The 14240-nt window shown below is 70.9% G+C and carries 12 protein-coding genes; 7 read left to right on the plus strand and 5 right to left on the minus strand.

All coding sequences use genetic code 11. From position 1 onward, the window contains the following. Positions 1-54: 54 nt before the first annotated feature. Positions 55-1242: a potassium channel family protein gene (locus tag IF20_RS18510; protein WP_052866471.1), complete on the plus strand. Its 1188-nt coding sequence runs from the start codon at positions 55-57 to the stop codon at positions 1240-1242. A gap of 89 nt (positions 1243-1331) precedes the next feature. Further along, positions 1332-2312: an NAD(P)H-quinone oxidoreductase gene (locus IF20_RS18515; protein WP_052866286.1), complete on the plus strand. Its 981-nt coding sequence runs from the start codon at positions 1332-1334 to the stop codon at positions 2310-2312. A 117-nt stretch (positions 2313-2429) separates the two neighbouring features. Here the strand turns inward: IF20_RS18515 and IF20_RS18520 are convergent, their stop codons facing one another. Further along, complete coding sequence (locus IF20_RS18520; RefSeq protein ID WP_052866287.1) at positions 2430-3272, minus strand: hypothetical protein; 843 nt, start codon at positions 3270-3272, stop codon at positions 2430-2432. 224 nt (positions 3273-3496) lie between these two features. Between IF20_RS18520 and IF20_RS18525 the strand changes: the two genes are divergently transcribed. Next, positions 3497-4066: a bacterial proteasome activator family protein gene (locus IF20_RS18525; RefSeq protein ID WP_199896643.1), complete on the plus strand. Its 570-nt coding sequence runs from the start codon at positions 3497-3499 to the stop codon at positions 4064-4066. A 75-nt stretch (positions 4067-4141) separates the two neighbouring features. Here the strand turns inward: IF20_RS18525 and IF20_RS18530 are convergent, their stop codons facing one another. Further along, the gene (locus IF20_RS18530) at positions 4142-5818 is read right to left on the minus strand and encodes a Stk1 family PASTA domain-containing Ser/Thr kinase (protein WP_052866289.1); all 1677 of its coding nucleotides are present in this window, start codon (positions 5816-5818) and stop codon (positions 4142-4144) included. Positions 5819-6267: 449 nt separating this feature from the next. On the opposite strand from IF20_RS18530, the gene IF20_RS18535 reads away from it, so the two are divergent. Further along, the gene (locus IF20_RS18535) at positions 6268-7815 is read left to right on the plus strand and encodes a protein kinase domain-containing protein (protein ID WP_110944294.1); all 1548 of its coding nucleotides are present in this window, start codon (positions 6268-6270) and stop codon (positions 7813-7815) included. 121 nt (positions 7816-7936) lie between these two features. Here the strand turns inward: IF20_RS18535 and IF20_RS18540 are convergent, their stop codons facing one another. The 3 genes from IF20_RS18540 to IF20_RS18550 form a co-directional block, all read right to left on the minus strand. Then, positions 7937-8962, minus strand: coding sequence for a phosphotransferase (locus tag IF20_RS18540; protein WP_052866290.1), 1026 nt, complete (start codon positions 8960-8962; stop codon positions 7937-7939). Positions 8963-9019: 57 nt separating this feature from the next. Further along, on the minus strand, positions 9020-9436 hold the full coding sequence (locus IF20_RS18545; protein ID WP_052866291.1) for a pyridoxamine 5'-phosphate oxidase family protein: 417 nt from the start codon (positions 9434-9436) through the stop codon (positions 9020-9022). Between the two features lie 137 nt (positions 9437-9573). Then, positions 9574-10230 (minus strand): response regulator, encoded by a 657-nt coding sequence (locus IF20_RS18550; RefSeq protein ID WP_052866292.1) that lies wholly within the window; start codon positions 10228-10230, stop codon positions 9574-9576. 327 nt (positions 10231-10557) lie between these two features. Between IF20_RS18550 and pdhA the strand changes: the two genes are divergently transcribed. From pdhA to IF20_RS18565, 3 genes are read left to right on the plus strand one after another with little or no spacing between them, the layout of a single operon-like run. Beyond that, positions 10558-11769, plus strand: coding sequence for a pyruvate dehydrogenase (acetyl-transferring) E1 component subunit alpha (gene pdhA / locus IF20_RS18555; protein ID WP_052866293.1), 1212 nt, complete (start codon positions 10558-10560; stop codon positions 11767-11769). A gap of 1 nt (position 11770) precedes the next feature. Next, the gene (locus tag IF20_RS18560; protein WP_052866294.1) at positions 11771-12754 is read left to right on the plus strand and encodes an alpha-ketoacid dehydrogenase subunit beta; all 984 of its coding nucleotides are present in this window, start codon (positions 11771-11773) and stop codon (positions 12752-12754) included. A gap of 23 nt (positions 12755-12777) precedes the next feature. Then, positions 12778-14229: a dihydrolipoamide acetyltransferase family protein gene (locus IF20_RS18565; protein ID WP_052866473.1), complete on the plus strand. Its 1452-nt coding sequence runs from the start codon at positions 12778-12780 to the stop codon at positions 14227-14229. Positions 14230-14240: the final 11 nt, after the last annotated feature.

Raw genomic sequence — 14240 nt, forward strand, 5'->3', positions numbered from 1 at the left:
CACAGCATCCGACACGGCCACGACACCGGGCACGGGCGCCCACGGAGGCCCTGCGTGAAACTCCCCCTGCACGACGCCGCGGCGCGTGAGCAGCACCTCCCCGAGGACGTCTCGCACCGCGTGCAGCTACCGCGCCGCGCCCCCGAGGCCCCGCTGCGGCAGGTGATCCGCCGGCTTCTGATGGCGTTGATAGTGCTGGTCCTCACGGTCCTGATCGTTTGGGTGGACCGCGACGAGTACCACGACAACGCCGACGACGCGGTCGACTTCCTCGACTGCGTCTACTACGCGACCGTCACGCTCTCCACGACCGGTTACGGCGACATCGTGCCGTACGGAGACACCGCACGGCTGCTGAACATCCTGCTCATCACGCCTCTCCGCGTCCTGTTTCTCATCATTCTGGTCGGCACCACTCTGGAGGTCCTCACCGAGCGGACCCGTGAACAGTGGCGGCTGAACCGCTGGAGGACCGCCTTGCGCGACCACACCGTCATCATCGGTTTCGGTACGAAGGGCCGGTCGGCCGTGCAGACGCTGCGCGCCACGGGCGCCAGCCGGGACCGCATCGTCATCGTGGATCCGAGCCCCAAGGTGATCGACACGGCCGTCGCCGAAGGCTTCGCGGGCGTGCTCGGCGACGCCACGCGGAGCGACGTACTGCTGCGTGCCGAGGTGCAGCGAGCCCGACAGATCATCATCGCGACGCAGCGCGACGACACCGCCGTACTGGTCTCGTTGACCGCCCGTCAGCTGAACAAGAAGGCGACGATCGTGGCGGCCGTGCGGGAGGAGGAGAACGCGCCGCTGCTGCGGCAGTCCGGCGCGGACTCGGTGATCACCTCCGCGAGCGCCGCGGGCCGGCTGCTGGGTCTGTCGGTGAACAGCCCGAGTGCGAGCACGGTCATGGAAGACCTGATCCAGCAGGGCAGCGGGCTGGACCTGATCGAGCGCCCGGTGGTGAAGTCGGAGGTCGGCAAGTCGGTACGGGACACCGGTGACCTGGTCGTCTCCGTACTGCGCGGCCACCGGCTGCTGGCGTACGACGACCCGGCGGCGAGCCCGCTGCAGCACGCCGACCGACTGATCACCATCGTCCGCGCGTCGCCCGGCGAGGAGCGCGCGGAGCTGGGCCGCCCGGCCGCGCAGGGGATGCCGGGCAGTGGCGTCAAGCCGATGCGCCGGGCCGATGAGAAGGACCGGGTGATCCGCCGCGCGGACGAACAGGACCTCGGCGACTGACGGTACGGGGCGCCGCTCCGGTACGACAGCACAATCCCGTACCGGAGTGCCCTCGGACGTGGCCGGAGGAGGCGAGTAGCCTCGCGACCATGCGTGCGATCACCATTCCCGAACCCGGCGGACCCGAGGCCCTGGTGTGGGCCGAGGTGCCCGCGCCGCAACTGTCCGAGGGCGAGGTGCTGGTCCAGGTCGCGGCCAGCGCCGTCAACCGTGCCGATGTGGTGCAGCGACAGGGCTTCTACGACCCGCCGCCCGGCGCGTCCGCCTACCCCGGCCTGGAATGCGCCGGCACGATCACCGAGGTCGGCCCGGGCGTGAGCGGCTGGTCCGTCGGCGACGAGGTCTGCGCCCTGCTGGCGGGCGGCGGTTACGCCGAACAGGTGGCGGTGCCGGCCGGCCAGCTGCTGCCGCTGCCGAAGGGCCTCGACGTCACCCAGGCCGCCGCGCTGCCCGAGGTGACCTGCACCGTTTGGTCGAACGTCTTCATGCTGGCGCACCTGCGGCCCGGCGAGACCCTGCTCGTGCACGGCGGGTCCAGCGGCATCGGCACCATGGCGATCCAGCTGGCCAAGGCCGTCGGCGCGAAGGTGGCCGTGACCGCGGGCAGCGCCGAGAAGCTGGAGAGCTGCCGCGAACTGGGCGCCGACGTGCTCATCAACTACCGCGAGCAGGACTTCGTCGAGGAGATCCGCAAGGCCACCGACGGCCGGGGCGCGGACGTGATCCTCGACATCATCGGCGCGAAGTACCTGGACGCCAACGTCAAGGCGCTGGCCACCAACGGGCGGCTGGCCATCATCGGCCTGCAGGGCGGCCGGAAGGCCGAGCTGGATCTGGGCGCGCTGCTGGTCAAGCGGGGCGCGGTCGCCGGGACGTCGCTGCGCGGCCGGCCGCTCGAGGAGAAGGCCGCGATCGTCGCCGCCGTGCGGGAGCACGTCTGGCCGCTGATCGAGAACGGCCAGGTGCGGCCGATCGTCGACCGTACGCTGCCGATGGCGGACGCCGCCGAGGGGCACCGGGTCCTGGAGGAGTCCGGCCACATCGGCAAGGTCGTCCTGACGGTCGGCTGAGCGGTACCGCCCGTGCAGCCGTACCGCCCGTGCAGCCGTACCGCTACGGCACCGCCCCGTGCTCCCGTACGGGGCGGTGCCACGAGCCCACCCCGACCACCTCGCTCGCCCCGCCTCTCACCGCCGCCGTAGCCGGAGGCCGATGAATGCCAGGCCGAGGCCTGTGAGCGCGAGTCCCGCGCCGAAGGGGAGGACGCGTGCGACCCGGGCGGCGCGTGCGGTGGCGTAGGGCGGGCGGAGGGCGCCGGTGGTCTCGCGGCCGGTCGGATACGGCCCGGCTGACGGCGAGTCGCCCGACGGGCTCAGCGACTGCCAGTTGTGCATCCCCTGACCGCGCGGTGTCAGCGGCGGCAGCGGGCGGCCGGGCTGCTCGCCGGACGGCCGGTCGGACGTGGCGGGGCTCTGCAGCGTGGCGCCGGAGCCGGAGTCCCGGACCGGACCGCTGGGCCGGAGAGGGGTGCCCAAGCGGCTGGGCGGCTTGTCCGAGGCGGAGGCCGAGTGGCCGGGGTTGGGCCGGGTGGGTGAGGCCGTGGCCGAGCCGGTGCTCGCCGACGGGCTCGGGCCGGTGGCGGTCGAGGACGGCGAGGGGCCCTGACCCGGTCCCGTCGGTATCGTCGAGGGGCCGGAGGGGGCGGAGGAGCCGGGGTCTTGCGACCGGCCGGCGGTGCCGGCGGTGCCGGCGGTGCCGTCCCCCGTCGTGTCCCCGGCGGTCGGGTCCGGCGGTACGTCCGAGACCGTTCCGCGGTCCGGGGAGGGGACGGCCGGTTGCCGGCCGGTGGTGGCGGGCCGCCCGTCGGTGATCTGCGGCTGTGGTTGCGGCTGTGGCGGGTCGCCGGGCCGCGTCTGATGCGGCGCACCGGGAGGCGCCCCCAGAGCGGCGGCGGCCGCGGGAACGGCGGGGAAGAGCGTGATTGCCGTCAGCAGTCCGGCGGCGATGAGTGAGCGGAGTCCTGAACCCACGCCGTGTCCTCCCGTGCCGAGCCTAGAGTGACGTCCTCAGGGTCACATGAGCCGACAATCACGGCATCTCAGGAAAGAGAGAAAGAACACCTAAAAGGCGGTCGAACTGGCGTGATGTCCATGGATGTGCCGGGAAGTACGGAGACCACCCCGTCGGGCGAGGGTGGATCAATAGTTCTCCGGGGCACATCTGTTCTTAAGTGCATGTACGAGAGAATGGCGGCATGGATATGCCGATGAACGAACGGTCGCAGGAGAGCCCGCACGTCCTGGTTGTCGGCCCGGACGGCATGGCTCTCGGCAGCGCAGGCGGCTCCGGTGGCGGAGACGGCGACGACGAGCCACGCGAGGTTCCGGTGACGGAGATGGTCGAACAGCCGGCGAAGGTCATGCGCATCGGCAGCATGATCAAGCAGCTGTTGGAAGAGGTGAAGGCGGCACCGCTCGACGAGGCGAGCCGGGTACGTCTCAAGGAGATCCACGCCGGCTCCGTGAAGGAGCTGGAGGACGGGCTGGCCCCGGAGCTGGTGGAGGAGCTGGAGCGACTGTCCCTGCCGTTCACCGACGACTCGGTCCCCACCGAGGCCGAACTGCGTATCGCGCAGGCCCAGTTGGTCGGCTGGCTGGAAGGCCTGTTCCACGGCATCCAGACCGCGCTGTTCGCCCAGCAGATGGCCGCCCGCGCCCAGTTGGAGCAGATGCGCCGTGCCCTGCCTCCGGGTGCCGTACCCGCCGAGGACGACGAGCAGCCCCACCCCGGCCGCGGCAGCGCCCGCTCCGGCCCGTACCTCTGAGGACACCTGCACCGAGGGGCCCTGCGCGCGGTGTGCGCGAAGGGCCCCTCGGTGCAGGTGCGTCGGGCGCCGGCGTCAGCCGGACTTGCCCGTCGAGACGACGAGCTGGATCTTCTGGTCACCCTTGGGGTCGTAGTCCTCGTTCTGCTCCGGCGTCTGCCGGATGACGGCGTTCTTTCCCCACATCGGTTCGCTGTTCTCGTAGGTGACGTCCCACTGCCAACCGGCCTTCTGCATGCAGTGCTTCACCGATTCGAGGTTCTTGCTGTAGAAGTCCGGCATCATGATCTTCGACTTGTCGTCGAAGCTCTTGACCGCTTCCGTGCACTTCTTCGGGTCGATGACCCGGTCCTTCTGCTCCGGCTGGACCTTGTCCGCGGTGTCCTCGGTGGCCGAGGCGGTGGGCTGCGGCGTGCCGTCGCCGTTGGCCTGCGGACCGGGACCGTCCGGGTCGCCGCCGCTGAGGGCGATGACCATGACCACCGCGACGACGGCTATCAGGGCGACCACGGCGGAGCCGATGAGCACCGGCTTGTTGCTCTTGCCGCCGCCCGACTGCCCGTCGCCCTGCTGCGGCGAGATGGTGTACGGCGGCGGGGTCTGCATGCCGTTGTGGTACGGGCCGGGCGTCGGGGCCGGGGTCTGGTACGCGTGGCTCGGCGGCGGCGGGGTGGACGGGCCGAAGCCGCCGAACTGGCCGTTCGTGGGCGGCGGGGTGTACGGGCTCTGCACGTTCGGCGCGCCGGTCCCCGGGGTGCCGGTCGCCGACGGGAAGACCGCGGAGGCCACCGAGGCGCCGCTGCTGCGCGGGCCCTGGCCACCGACGATCATCGGCGAGGCGCCGGACTGACCGGCCTGGGCGATGCGCAGGCACTCGTCCTGCATCGCCTGGGCGGTGGGGAAGCGTTCGTTGGGGTTCTTCTTCAGCGCCCGGGCGACCAGCGCGTCCACCGCCGGCGGTACCGAGCGGTTGATGCTGGAGGGCATCGGCGGCTCCTCCTGCACGTGCGCGTACGCGATGGCCAGCGGCGAGTCCGCGTCGAAGGGCAGCTGCCCGGTCAGCAGCTCGAAGAGCATGATGCCGACCGAGTACAGGTCGGAGCGGGCGTCGACGCCGCGGCCCAGGGCCTGCTCGGGCGAGAGGTACTGCGGGGTGCCGACGACCATGCCGGTCTGGGTCATCGAGGTGACGCCGGATTGCATGGCGCGGGCGATGCCGAAGTCCATGACCTTCACGACGTTGCGCTTGGTCATCATGACGTTGCCGGGCTTGATGTCCCGGTGGACCAGGCCCATTTCGTGGCTGACCTCAAGGGCGGCCAGCACATCGGCGGTAATCTTCAGCGCCTTCTCGGTGGGCATGGCGCCGAACTGCGCGATGTCGGCGTCCAGGACCGAGCGCAGCGGCTGCCCGGCGACGTACTCCATGACGATGTACGGCACGACGCCGCCGTCGCCCGCGCCGGAGGCGCTGTCGGACAGCGTGTCCTCGCCGGAGTCGAAGACCGAGACGATGTTGGTGTGCGAGAGCTTCGCCACGGACTGGGCCTCGCGGCGGAAGCGCTCGCGGAAGGCCTGCTCGCGGCCGAGCTCGGTGTGCAGCGTCTTGATCGCGACCTCGCGGTCCAGCACGCTGTCGTACGCGAGGTGCACGGAGGCCATGCCGCCGGCGCCGAGAAGATCACGGAGCTGGTAGCGTCCCCGTCCCACCGAACGGCCCGCTCCGTGGCCCTGTGCGCCGTCCTGGCTCATGTTTCCGTTTCCCCCTCGGCGCACTGCCCGCACTGACCCGTACGCGGCACTGGTCGGGCTGTTCTGTTGCTGGCCGGAGCCGGTACACGACCGGTGGGCCAGGTTCTGGAATTCCGCAGCCAAGTGTGCCTCAGGCCTCCGGGCAGTCAAGCCGCGTGCCCGTTCCGTGACCAGATGGGCAACATCCCCGTACGGCCGTGCCGCGTGACAGGAGCCTGCCAGGATGGGGCGCACGCGTTGTCGCGAGCGTGTCAGGACACTGTCACGACTCTGTCAGCGTCGGCCGGGCAAAACGGTCACACGTAGTGAACTTGCGACATGTGAGCGGTGCACGCTTTGATGGCCGGTCCTTCACAAAACCGGTGTGCCCCGCGGAGCCTGTAGCGTGCTCTTGCGAAGACCGAGACTTAATGCCGCGTGCACGCGGATCGATTCGACGGCGAGGACCGATGGCACAGACGCAGAGCCCCCAGGGCCCGTCCGATCCTGAGGCCACCGGCTCCAATATCCCCGATGCACCGGAGATGTGGGGCAACGGCGGTCTGGTCGGCGACGGGCGCTACCGCCTGACGCGCCGTCTGGGCCGGGGTGGCATGGCGGAGGTGTTCGCCGCGGAGGACGTGCGGCTGGGCCGGACGGTCGCGGTGAAGCTGCTGCGCTCCGACCTCGCCGAGGACCCCGTCTCCAAGGCCCGATTCACCCGCGAGGCGCAGTCCGTCGCCGGGCTGAACCACCACGCCGTGGTGGCGGTGTACGACTCCGGCGAGGACCTGGTCGGCGGCAACACCATCCCGTACATCGTGATGGAGCTGGTCGAGGGCCACACCATCCGGGACCTGCTGCTCAATGCCGACGCGCCGCCGCCGGACCAGGCGCTCATCATCGTCTCCGGGGTGCTGGAGGCGCTGGCCTACAGCCACCAGCACGGCATCGTGCACCGCGACATCAAGCCCGCGAACGTGATCATCACGAACAGCGGCGCGGTCAAGGTGATGGACTTCGGCATCGCGCGCGCCCTGCACGGCGCGTCGAACACCATGACCCAGACCGGCATGGTCATGGGCACGCCGCAGTACCTCTCGCCCGAGCAGGCGCTCGGCAAGACCGTCGACACCCGCTCGGACCTGTACGCGACCGGCTGCCTGCTGTACGAACTGCTCGCGCTGCGCCCGCCTTTCGTCGGCGAGACGCCGCTGTCGGTGGTGTACCAGCACGTGCAGGACATGCCGAATCCGCCGTCGGAGGTCTCCGACAAGGTGCCGCCGGAGCTGGACGGCCTGGTGATGCGCTCGCTGGCGAAGGACCCGGACGACCGGTTCCAGACCGCCGAGGAGATGCGCGGCCTGGTCCAGTACGCGCTGCAGATGCTGCACGAGCAGGGCGGCCACACCGGTACCTGGAGCACCGGGCCCGTCGCCGTGCACGAGGGCGGCTCGACGCCCGCCATGGGCGTGGCGGCCACGACGGCGATGCCGCACCCGACGCACGGCTCGACGACCGCGCAGCCGATCCTCCCGCAGGGCATGCGGGACGACGACGGTGGTTACGAGGGCGGGCCGCGCGGCTCGAAGGGCGGCCGCGGCAAGGTGTGGCTGATCGCCGCGCTCGCGCTGATCGCCATCGTGGTCGGTGTCGCCATCGCGCTGCAGAACACCGGTGACGACAAGCACGAGAAGAACCCGAAGCCGACGCCGACGGCGACGAAGAGCAAGGAAGAGAAGACGTCCGAGCCGCCGTCGGAGGAGCCGACGACGGGGGCGACGCTGCCCGGCGGCACGGGCGGCAACACCGGTGACTACACCCAGACGCCGACGGAGACCGGCAACCCGACGCCGACGGACACCGAGCCGACGACGACCGAGCCGACGGACGATCCGACCCCCACGGAGACCGACACGGGTGAGCCGACGGGCGACCCGACCGCGCCGACGACGGAGCCGACCGACGACTCGTCGCCGATCATCCCGCCGCCGGACGACGCCGGGGGCGGCGAGTGAGCCGGCCGGCAGACCGATCCTGACGAGCGAGGCACGGACGTCCGTGCCTCGCTCGTTCATGTGGTGGCGGCACCGCGGGGCTGACGTCAGGGGGCTGGCGTCAGGGTCGCGACCGCGGGCATCAGCCGGTGAACGCCTGCCGGACCGCCGCGTACTCATCCGTCCACCACACCGCCAGCGCCGCCGCGGCCGGGAAGAGGCCGTCGGCGCGCCGGTCGCCCCGCCGGTACCGCCAGTCCAGCATCCAGAAGTCGTTCAGGCGTTCCCACCAGACGCGGTGCACGGCGGCCGCCAGCTCGTCCGGGCCGACGCCCGAGGCCCGCCGATAGGCCCGTGCGTACGCCGCCACCTTCGCCAGGTCCAGGCTGCCGGAGGGCCGTACGAAGAAGATCGCGGCGGCCCGTACGGTCTCCTCGGCGCGCGGCGCGACCGCCAGCCGGTCCCAGTCGACGATGGCGGTCGGCTCGGCGTCCCGGTAGAGCAGGTTCAGCGGGTGGAAGTCGCCGTGCACCCAGCCCACCGGGGCCGCGCGGGTCGGGCGGTGGTGGGTGTGCGCGGCCAGCAGGGCGCGGCGTTCCAGGAGGCGGTGTTCGGCGAGCGCGTCGAAGCTGTCGTGCGGGCGGGCGTCCCGGGCCAGTGCCAGCAGCTCGTCGATGCCCACGAAGGTCGCGTCGGGGTCGGCGCTCTCCTGGCCCGGCTGCGGCGGTGCCTCGGGCATGACCTGGGAGAGGGCCACGTGGACCCGGCCCAGCAGCGTGCCGAGGCGGTGGCACTGGGTGGGGGTGAGGGCCGCGCCGTCCAGGTGGCGGCCCTCGACCCAGGGGTGCAGGGCGTAGCAGCGGTCGTCGAGGACGGCGACGGTGCGGCCGTCGGCGGCGCGTACGGGCGGCGCGACGGGCAGGCCCATGGCGCCCAGCAGGCGGGTGGCGCGGTGCTGCCGTACGAGGGCGGCGTGGTCGGCGTCGAGGTGGTGCTTGAGGAAGAAGCGGGCGCGCGTGGTGGTCAGCCGGTAGCCGTGGTTGAGCAGGCCCTCGGCGACCGGCTCGCACGCGAGCGGCTCCCCGGCGCCTTCGTAGCGGCGCAGCAGGGAGCCGAGGGTGTGTCCGTCGGGCGCCGTTGCCGTCCGGACCGCAGATGAGCGGAGCACCCGTCAGATGTTAGATCACTGGGACCGGGCCGGATTCCCGCACCGGTCGGCTATCGGTCAGCCTGAAGAGACGTATCCGAACGCCGGTACATCGGTCAGCGTGTGGACTTTGGCGAAGACCGGCTCGATGTGCAGGAAGACCGGGTCGAAGGGCTCGCCGTCGGCGAGCGCGGGGGTGCGCCCGAAGGCGTCGTGGTCGGCGGGGCCCGGGCACACGACACCGGCCGTACCGGTGAACTGGACGGCCCAGGTCTCGGGCTCGCCGGCGGTGACGTTGTCCGCCTGGTAGGAGACCACGCTGCCGTCCAGGGCGCGGTGGTAGCCGTAGCCGCGGTGCAGGCGCAGCAGCAGCAGCCCCTCCTCGGTCACCACGTGTCGGGCGATCGTCGTGAAGGGCAGCGCCCGCAGGCTGGCCGAGACCCGGCCGTAGGGCGTACGGCCGAGCAGTTCCAGTGCGCGGAATTCGTCGGGCATGGGAACCACCCTGCCCGGCGGTGCGGGCAGGGCTGTAGGGGCGGCGGCCCCGGTCCGCCGGGACGTTGGTCCCGAAAGGGGCGATTCCGCAGGTCAGCCCGGAGAAAAGGCGGCAATGAACTTCCGTGCGACGTCGTTCAGCGACCTTCCGCCTGCATTCTGGCGACGTATGCGGCGGCCTGGGAACGGCGTTCCATACCGAGTTTGGCGAGCAGGCTGGAGACGTAATTCTTGATGGTTTTCTCGGCGAGATGCAGCCGTTCTCCGATGGCCCGATTGGTCAGTCCCTCGCCGATCAGGTCGAGGATCCGCCGTTCCTGTTCGGTGAGGTTCGCCAGCCGGTCGTCGCCCTTGGCACCGCCGTCCCGCAGCCGTTCCAGGACCCGTTGCGTGGCCACCGGGTCCAGCAGGGACTTGCCGGCCGCCACGTCCCGGACGGCCGAGAGCAGTTCGTTGCCGCGGATGGCCTTGAGTACATAACCGGACGCACCAGCCATGATCGCGTCGAAAAGTGCCTCGTCATCGGCGAAAGACGTGAGCATCAGGCACTTGATCTCCTCGTTCTGCGACCGGATCTCCCGGCACACCTCGACGCCGCTGCCGTCCGGCAGCCGGACGTCCAGGACGGCCACGTCGGGACGCGTCGCAGGGATCCTGACCAGGGCATCCGCGGCGGTACCGGCCTCGCCGACCACCTCGATGTCGCTCTCGACGGTGAGCATGTCGTGAACGCCACGCCGTACGACCTCGTGATCGTCGAGCAGGAATACCGTGATTTTTCCGTCTTCGTGCACGGCCTCAGTCTCACACACCAACCCTTCCCGTGCTCCGGTCCGGCGATATAACGTGCCGTTGTCCCGGCGGCCTGCGACGCTGTGACCAGGAGTTGTTCCCACCCTCCGCGATTTACTTGGAAATCCAAGCAAAATCGCAGGTCAGGGCCGTTTTCGCTTAGGCTCGGGAAATGGGTAACGTGCATGGGCAGGCCACGTCCGGGGCAGTTTTGTTCCACCCGGGCCTGACCGCGTTCGCACACACCCCGTGCGCCGTATCGGATACCGGGTGAGCCGCAATACGGCCACCGGCGGACCCCGGGGGCCGGACAGACGGAGGAGCAGCACGTGACCGTGGACAGCACTGCCGCACGGAAAGCTACGCGCAGTAGCGGCAAGCGCGCGACCGCGAAGAAAACGCCCGGTGGTACCGCGGCGAAGGCCAAGGCCGGCACCAAGGCCCCCGCCGCAGCGCCGGCTTCGGCGGAGCAGGACCCGGACCAGTTCGTCCAGCTGCTGACCCCCGAGGGGGAGCGCGTCGAGCACCCGGAGTACGCGATCGACCTGTCCGCCGACGAGCTGCGCGGCCTGTACCGCGACATGGTGCTCACGCGGAAGTTCGACGCCGAGGCGACCACCCTGCAGCGCCAGGGCGAGCTGGGCCTGTGGCCCTCGCTGCTGGGCCAGGAAGCCGCGCAGATCGGCTCGGGACGCGCGCTGCGCGACGACGACTACGTCTTCCCCACCTACCGCGAGCACGGCGTCGCCTGGTGCCGCGGGGTGGACCCGACGAACCTGCTGGGCATGTTTCGCGGCGTGAACCACGGCGGCTGGGACCCCAACAGCAACAACTTCCACCTGTACACGATCGTGATCGGCTCCCAGACGCTGCACGCGACGGGCTACGCGATGGGCGTCCAGAAGGACGGCGCCGACTCCGCCGTCATCGCCTATTTCGGTGACGGCGCGTCCAGCCAGGGTGACGTCGCCGAGTCCTTCACCTTCGCGGCCGTCTACAACGCCCCCGTGGTGTTCTTCTGCCAGAACAACCAGTGGGCGATCTCCGAGCCGACCGAGAAGCAGACCCGGGTGCCGCTCTTCCAGCGTGCCCGCGGCTACGGCTTCCCGGGCGTACGGGTCGACGGCAACGACGTGCTCGCCGTCCTCGCCGTCACCAAGGCGGCCCTGGACCGGGCCCGCACCGGCCAGGGCCCGATGCTGGTCGAGGCGTACACCTACCGCATGGGCGCCCACACCACCTCCGACGACCCGACGCGCTACCGCGGCAACGACGAGCTGCTGGCCTGGGAGGCCAAGGACCCGATCCTGCGGCTTCGCCGGTACCTGGAAGCCGAGGGGATCGCCGACGAGGCGTTCTTTGCGTCCGTCGAGAAGGAGGACGAGGCGCTCGGCAAGCGGGTGCGGGACGCGGTCCGCACCATGCCGAACCCCGACGACATGGCGATGTTCGAGCACATCTACGCCGACGGGCACGCGCTCGTCGACGAGGAGCGCGCCCAGTTCGCCGCGTACCAGGCTTCGTTCGCGGAGGAGAACTGACATGGCCGTCTTCGAGAAGATCACCATCGCCAAGGCGATCAACGAATCGCTGCGCGACGCCATGGAGGCGGACCCCAAGGTCCTCGTCATGGGCGAGGACGTGGGCAAGCTCGGCGGCGTCTTCCGCGTCACCGACGGCCTCCAGAAGGACTTCGGCGAGGACCGGGTCATCGACACCCCGCTCGCCGAGTCCGGCATCGTCGGCACCGCCATCGGCATGGCGCTGCGCGGCTACCGCCCGGTGCTGGAGATCCAGTTCGACGGGTTCGTCTTCCCGGCGTACGACCAGATCGTCACCCAGCTCGCCAAGATGCACGCCCGCGCGCTCGGCAAGATCAAGCTGCCGATCGTCATCCGCATCCCCTACGGCGGCGCGATCGGCGCGGTCGAGCACCACTCCGAGTCCCCCGAGACGCTGTTCGCGCACGTCGCGGGCCTGAAGGTGATCACGCCTTCGAACTCCTCGGACGCCTACTGGATGCTCAAGCAGGCCATCGCCGGCAACGACCCGGTCATCTACTTCGAGCCCAAGCGCCGCTACCACGACAAGTCCGCGCTGGACACCGAGGCCATCCCGCACCCGCTGCACAAGGCCCGCGTCACCCGCGAGGGCAGCGACCTGACACTCGCCGCGTACGGCCCGATGGTCAAGGTCTGCCAGGACGTCGCGCAGGTCGCCGAGGAGGAGGGCCGGTCGATCGAGATCGTCGACCTGCGCTCGCTCTCCCCGATCGACTTCGACACCCTCCAGTCCTCCGTCGAGAAGACCCGCCGCCTGGTCGTCGTGCACGAGGCGCCGGTCTTCCTCGGCTCCGGCGCGGAGATCGCCGCCCGCATCACCGAGCGGTGCTTCTACCACCTGGAGGCGCCGGTGCTGCGGGTGGGCGGCTACCACGCCCCCTATCCGCCGTCCCGGCTGGAGGACGAGTACCTTCCGAACCTGGACCGGGTGCTCGACGCGGTCGACCGGTCGCTGGCGTACTGAGGGGCTTGAGGAGAGTCGTGACCATGACTGCAACCGATCAGCGCTTCCGCGAGTTCAAGATGCCCGACGTGGGCGAGGGGCTCACCGAGGCCGAGATCCTCAAGTGGTACGTCGCCGAGGGCGACACCGTCGCCGACGGGCAGGTCGTGTGCGAGGTCGAGACCGCCAAGGCGGCCGTCGAACTCCCCATCCCCTACGACGGGGTCGTGCACGAGCTGCGGTTCGGCGAGGGCACCACGGTCGACGTCGGCACGGTCATCATCGCCGTGGACACCGACCCGGGAGCGGGTCCGGCCGAGGCCCCCGCGGCACCGGCCGCCGCCGAGCCCGCCGCGGAGAGCGGCGAGGACGAGGGCCGCAAGGCCGTCCTGGTGGGCTACGGCGCCGCGCCGTCCTCGACGAAGCGACGGGCGCGCAAGGCACAGCCCGGTACCGCCGATGCGAACGGTGCCCGTGCCGCCGTCCAGGCGGAGCTGAACGGCCACGCCGCGCCCGAGCCGGCCGCGCCGGTTTCACGTGAAACGCCCGCGGTCCCTGCCGCAGCCGAGCCCGTGTCCGGTGGTCGCCCACTGGCCAAGCCGCCGGTGCGCAAGCTCGCCAAGGACCTCGGCATCGACCTCGCCACGGTCGTCCCCAGCGGCCCCGACGGGATCATCACCCGCGAGGACGTGCACGCGGCGGCCGCACCCGCGCCCACGCCGACGTCGGCACCGGAGTTCGACGTGGCACCGGCCCCCGCCGTGCCCGCGCCGGCCCCCGAAGCCGTGGCCGCGGCGCGCGAGACCCGCATCCCGATCAAGGGCGTACGCAAGGCCACCGCCCAGGCGATGGTGAGCTCGGCCTTCACGGCGCCGCACGTCACGGAGTTCATCACCGTCGACGTGACCCGCACGATGAAGCTCGTACAGGAGCTGAAGCAGGACCCCGACATGGCGGGCGTCCGCGTCAACCCGCTGCTCCTCGTCGCCAAGGCGTTCCTGGTGGCCATCAAGCGTCACCCGGAGATCAACGCGGCCTGGGACGAGGAGAACCAGGAGATCGTCCAGAAGGACTACGTGAACCTGGGCATCGCGGCCGCCACCCCGCGCGGCCTGATCGTGCCGAACATCAAGGACGCCGGCGCCAAGACGCTGCCGCAGCTGGCCGGCTCCCTCGGTGAGCTGGTCGCCACGGCCCGGGAGGGCAAGACCTCCCCGGCGGACATGGCGGGCGGCACGGTCACCATCACCAACGTCGGCGTCTTCGGCGTCGACACCGGTACGCCCATCCTGAACCCCGGCGAATCCGCGATCCTCGCCTTCGGCGCGGTCAAGGAGCAGCCCTGGGTCCACAAGGGCAAGATCAAGCCGCGTAAGGTGACGACGCTGGCGCTCTCCTTCGACCACCGGCTGGTCGACGGCGAGCTGGGCTCCAAGGTCCTCGCGGACACCGCGGCAATACTGGAGCACCCGAAGCGCCTGATCACCTGGGGTTAGCCCCGCACGCG

The organism is Streptomyces niger, assembly GCF_000718305.1.
GTDB lineage: Bacteria > Actinomycetota > Actinomycetes > Streptomycetales > Streptomycetaceae > Streptomyces > Streptomyces niger.

Coding starts and splice junctions, on each gene's coding strand:
- IF20_RS18515 (WP_052866286.1), top strand. CDS start 1,332: ATGCGTGCGATCACCATTCCCGAACCCGGCGGACCCGAGGCCCTGGTG.
- IF20_RS18525 (WP_199896643.1), top strand. CDS start 3,497: ATGGATATGCCGATGAACGAACGGTCGCAGGAGAGCCCGCACGTCCTG.
- IF20_RS18530 (WP_052866289.1), bottom strand. CDS start 5,818: ATGAGCCAGGACGGCGCACAGGGCCACGGAGCGGGCCGTTCGGTGGGA.
- IF20_RS18535 (WP_110944294.1), top strand. CDS start 6,268: ATGGCACAGACGCAGAGCCCCCAGGGCCCGTCCGATCCTGAGGCCACC.
- IF20_RS18545 (WP_052866291.1), bottom strand. CDS start 9,436: ATGCCCGACGAATTCCGCGCACTGGAACTGCTCGGCCGTACGCCCTAC.
- IF20_RS18560 (WP_052866294.1), top strand. CDS start 11,771: ATGGCCGTCTTCGAGAAGATCACCATCGCCAAGGCGATCAACGAATCG.
- IF20_RS18565 (WP_052866473.1), top strand. CDS start 12,778: ATGACTGCAACCGATCAGCGCTTCCGCGAGTTCAAGATGCCCGACGTG.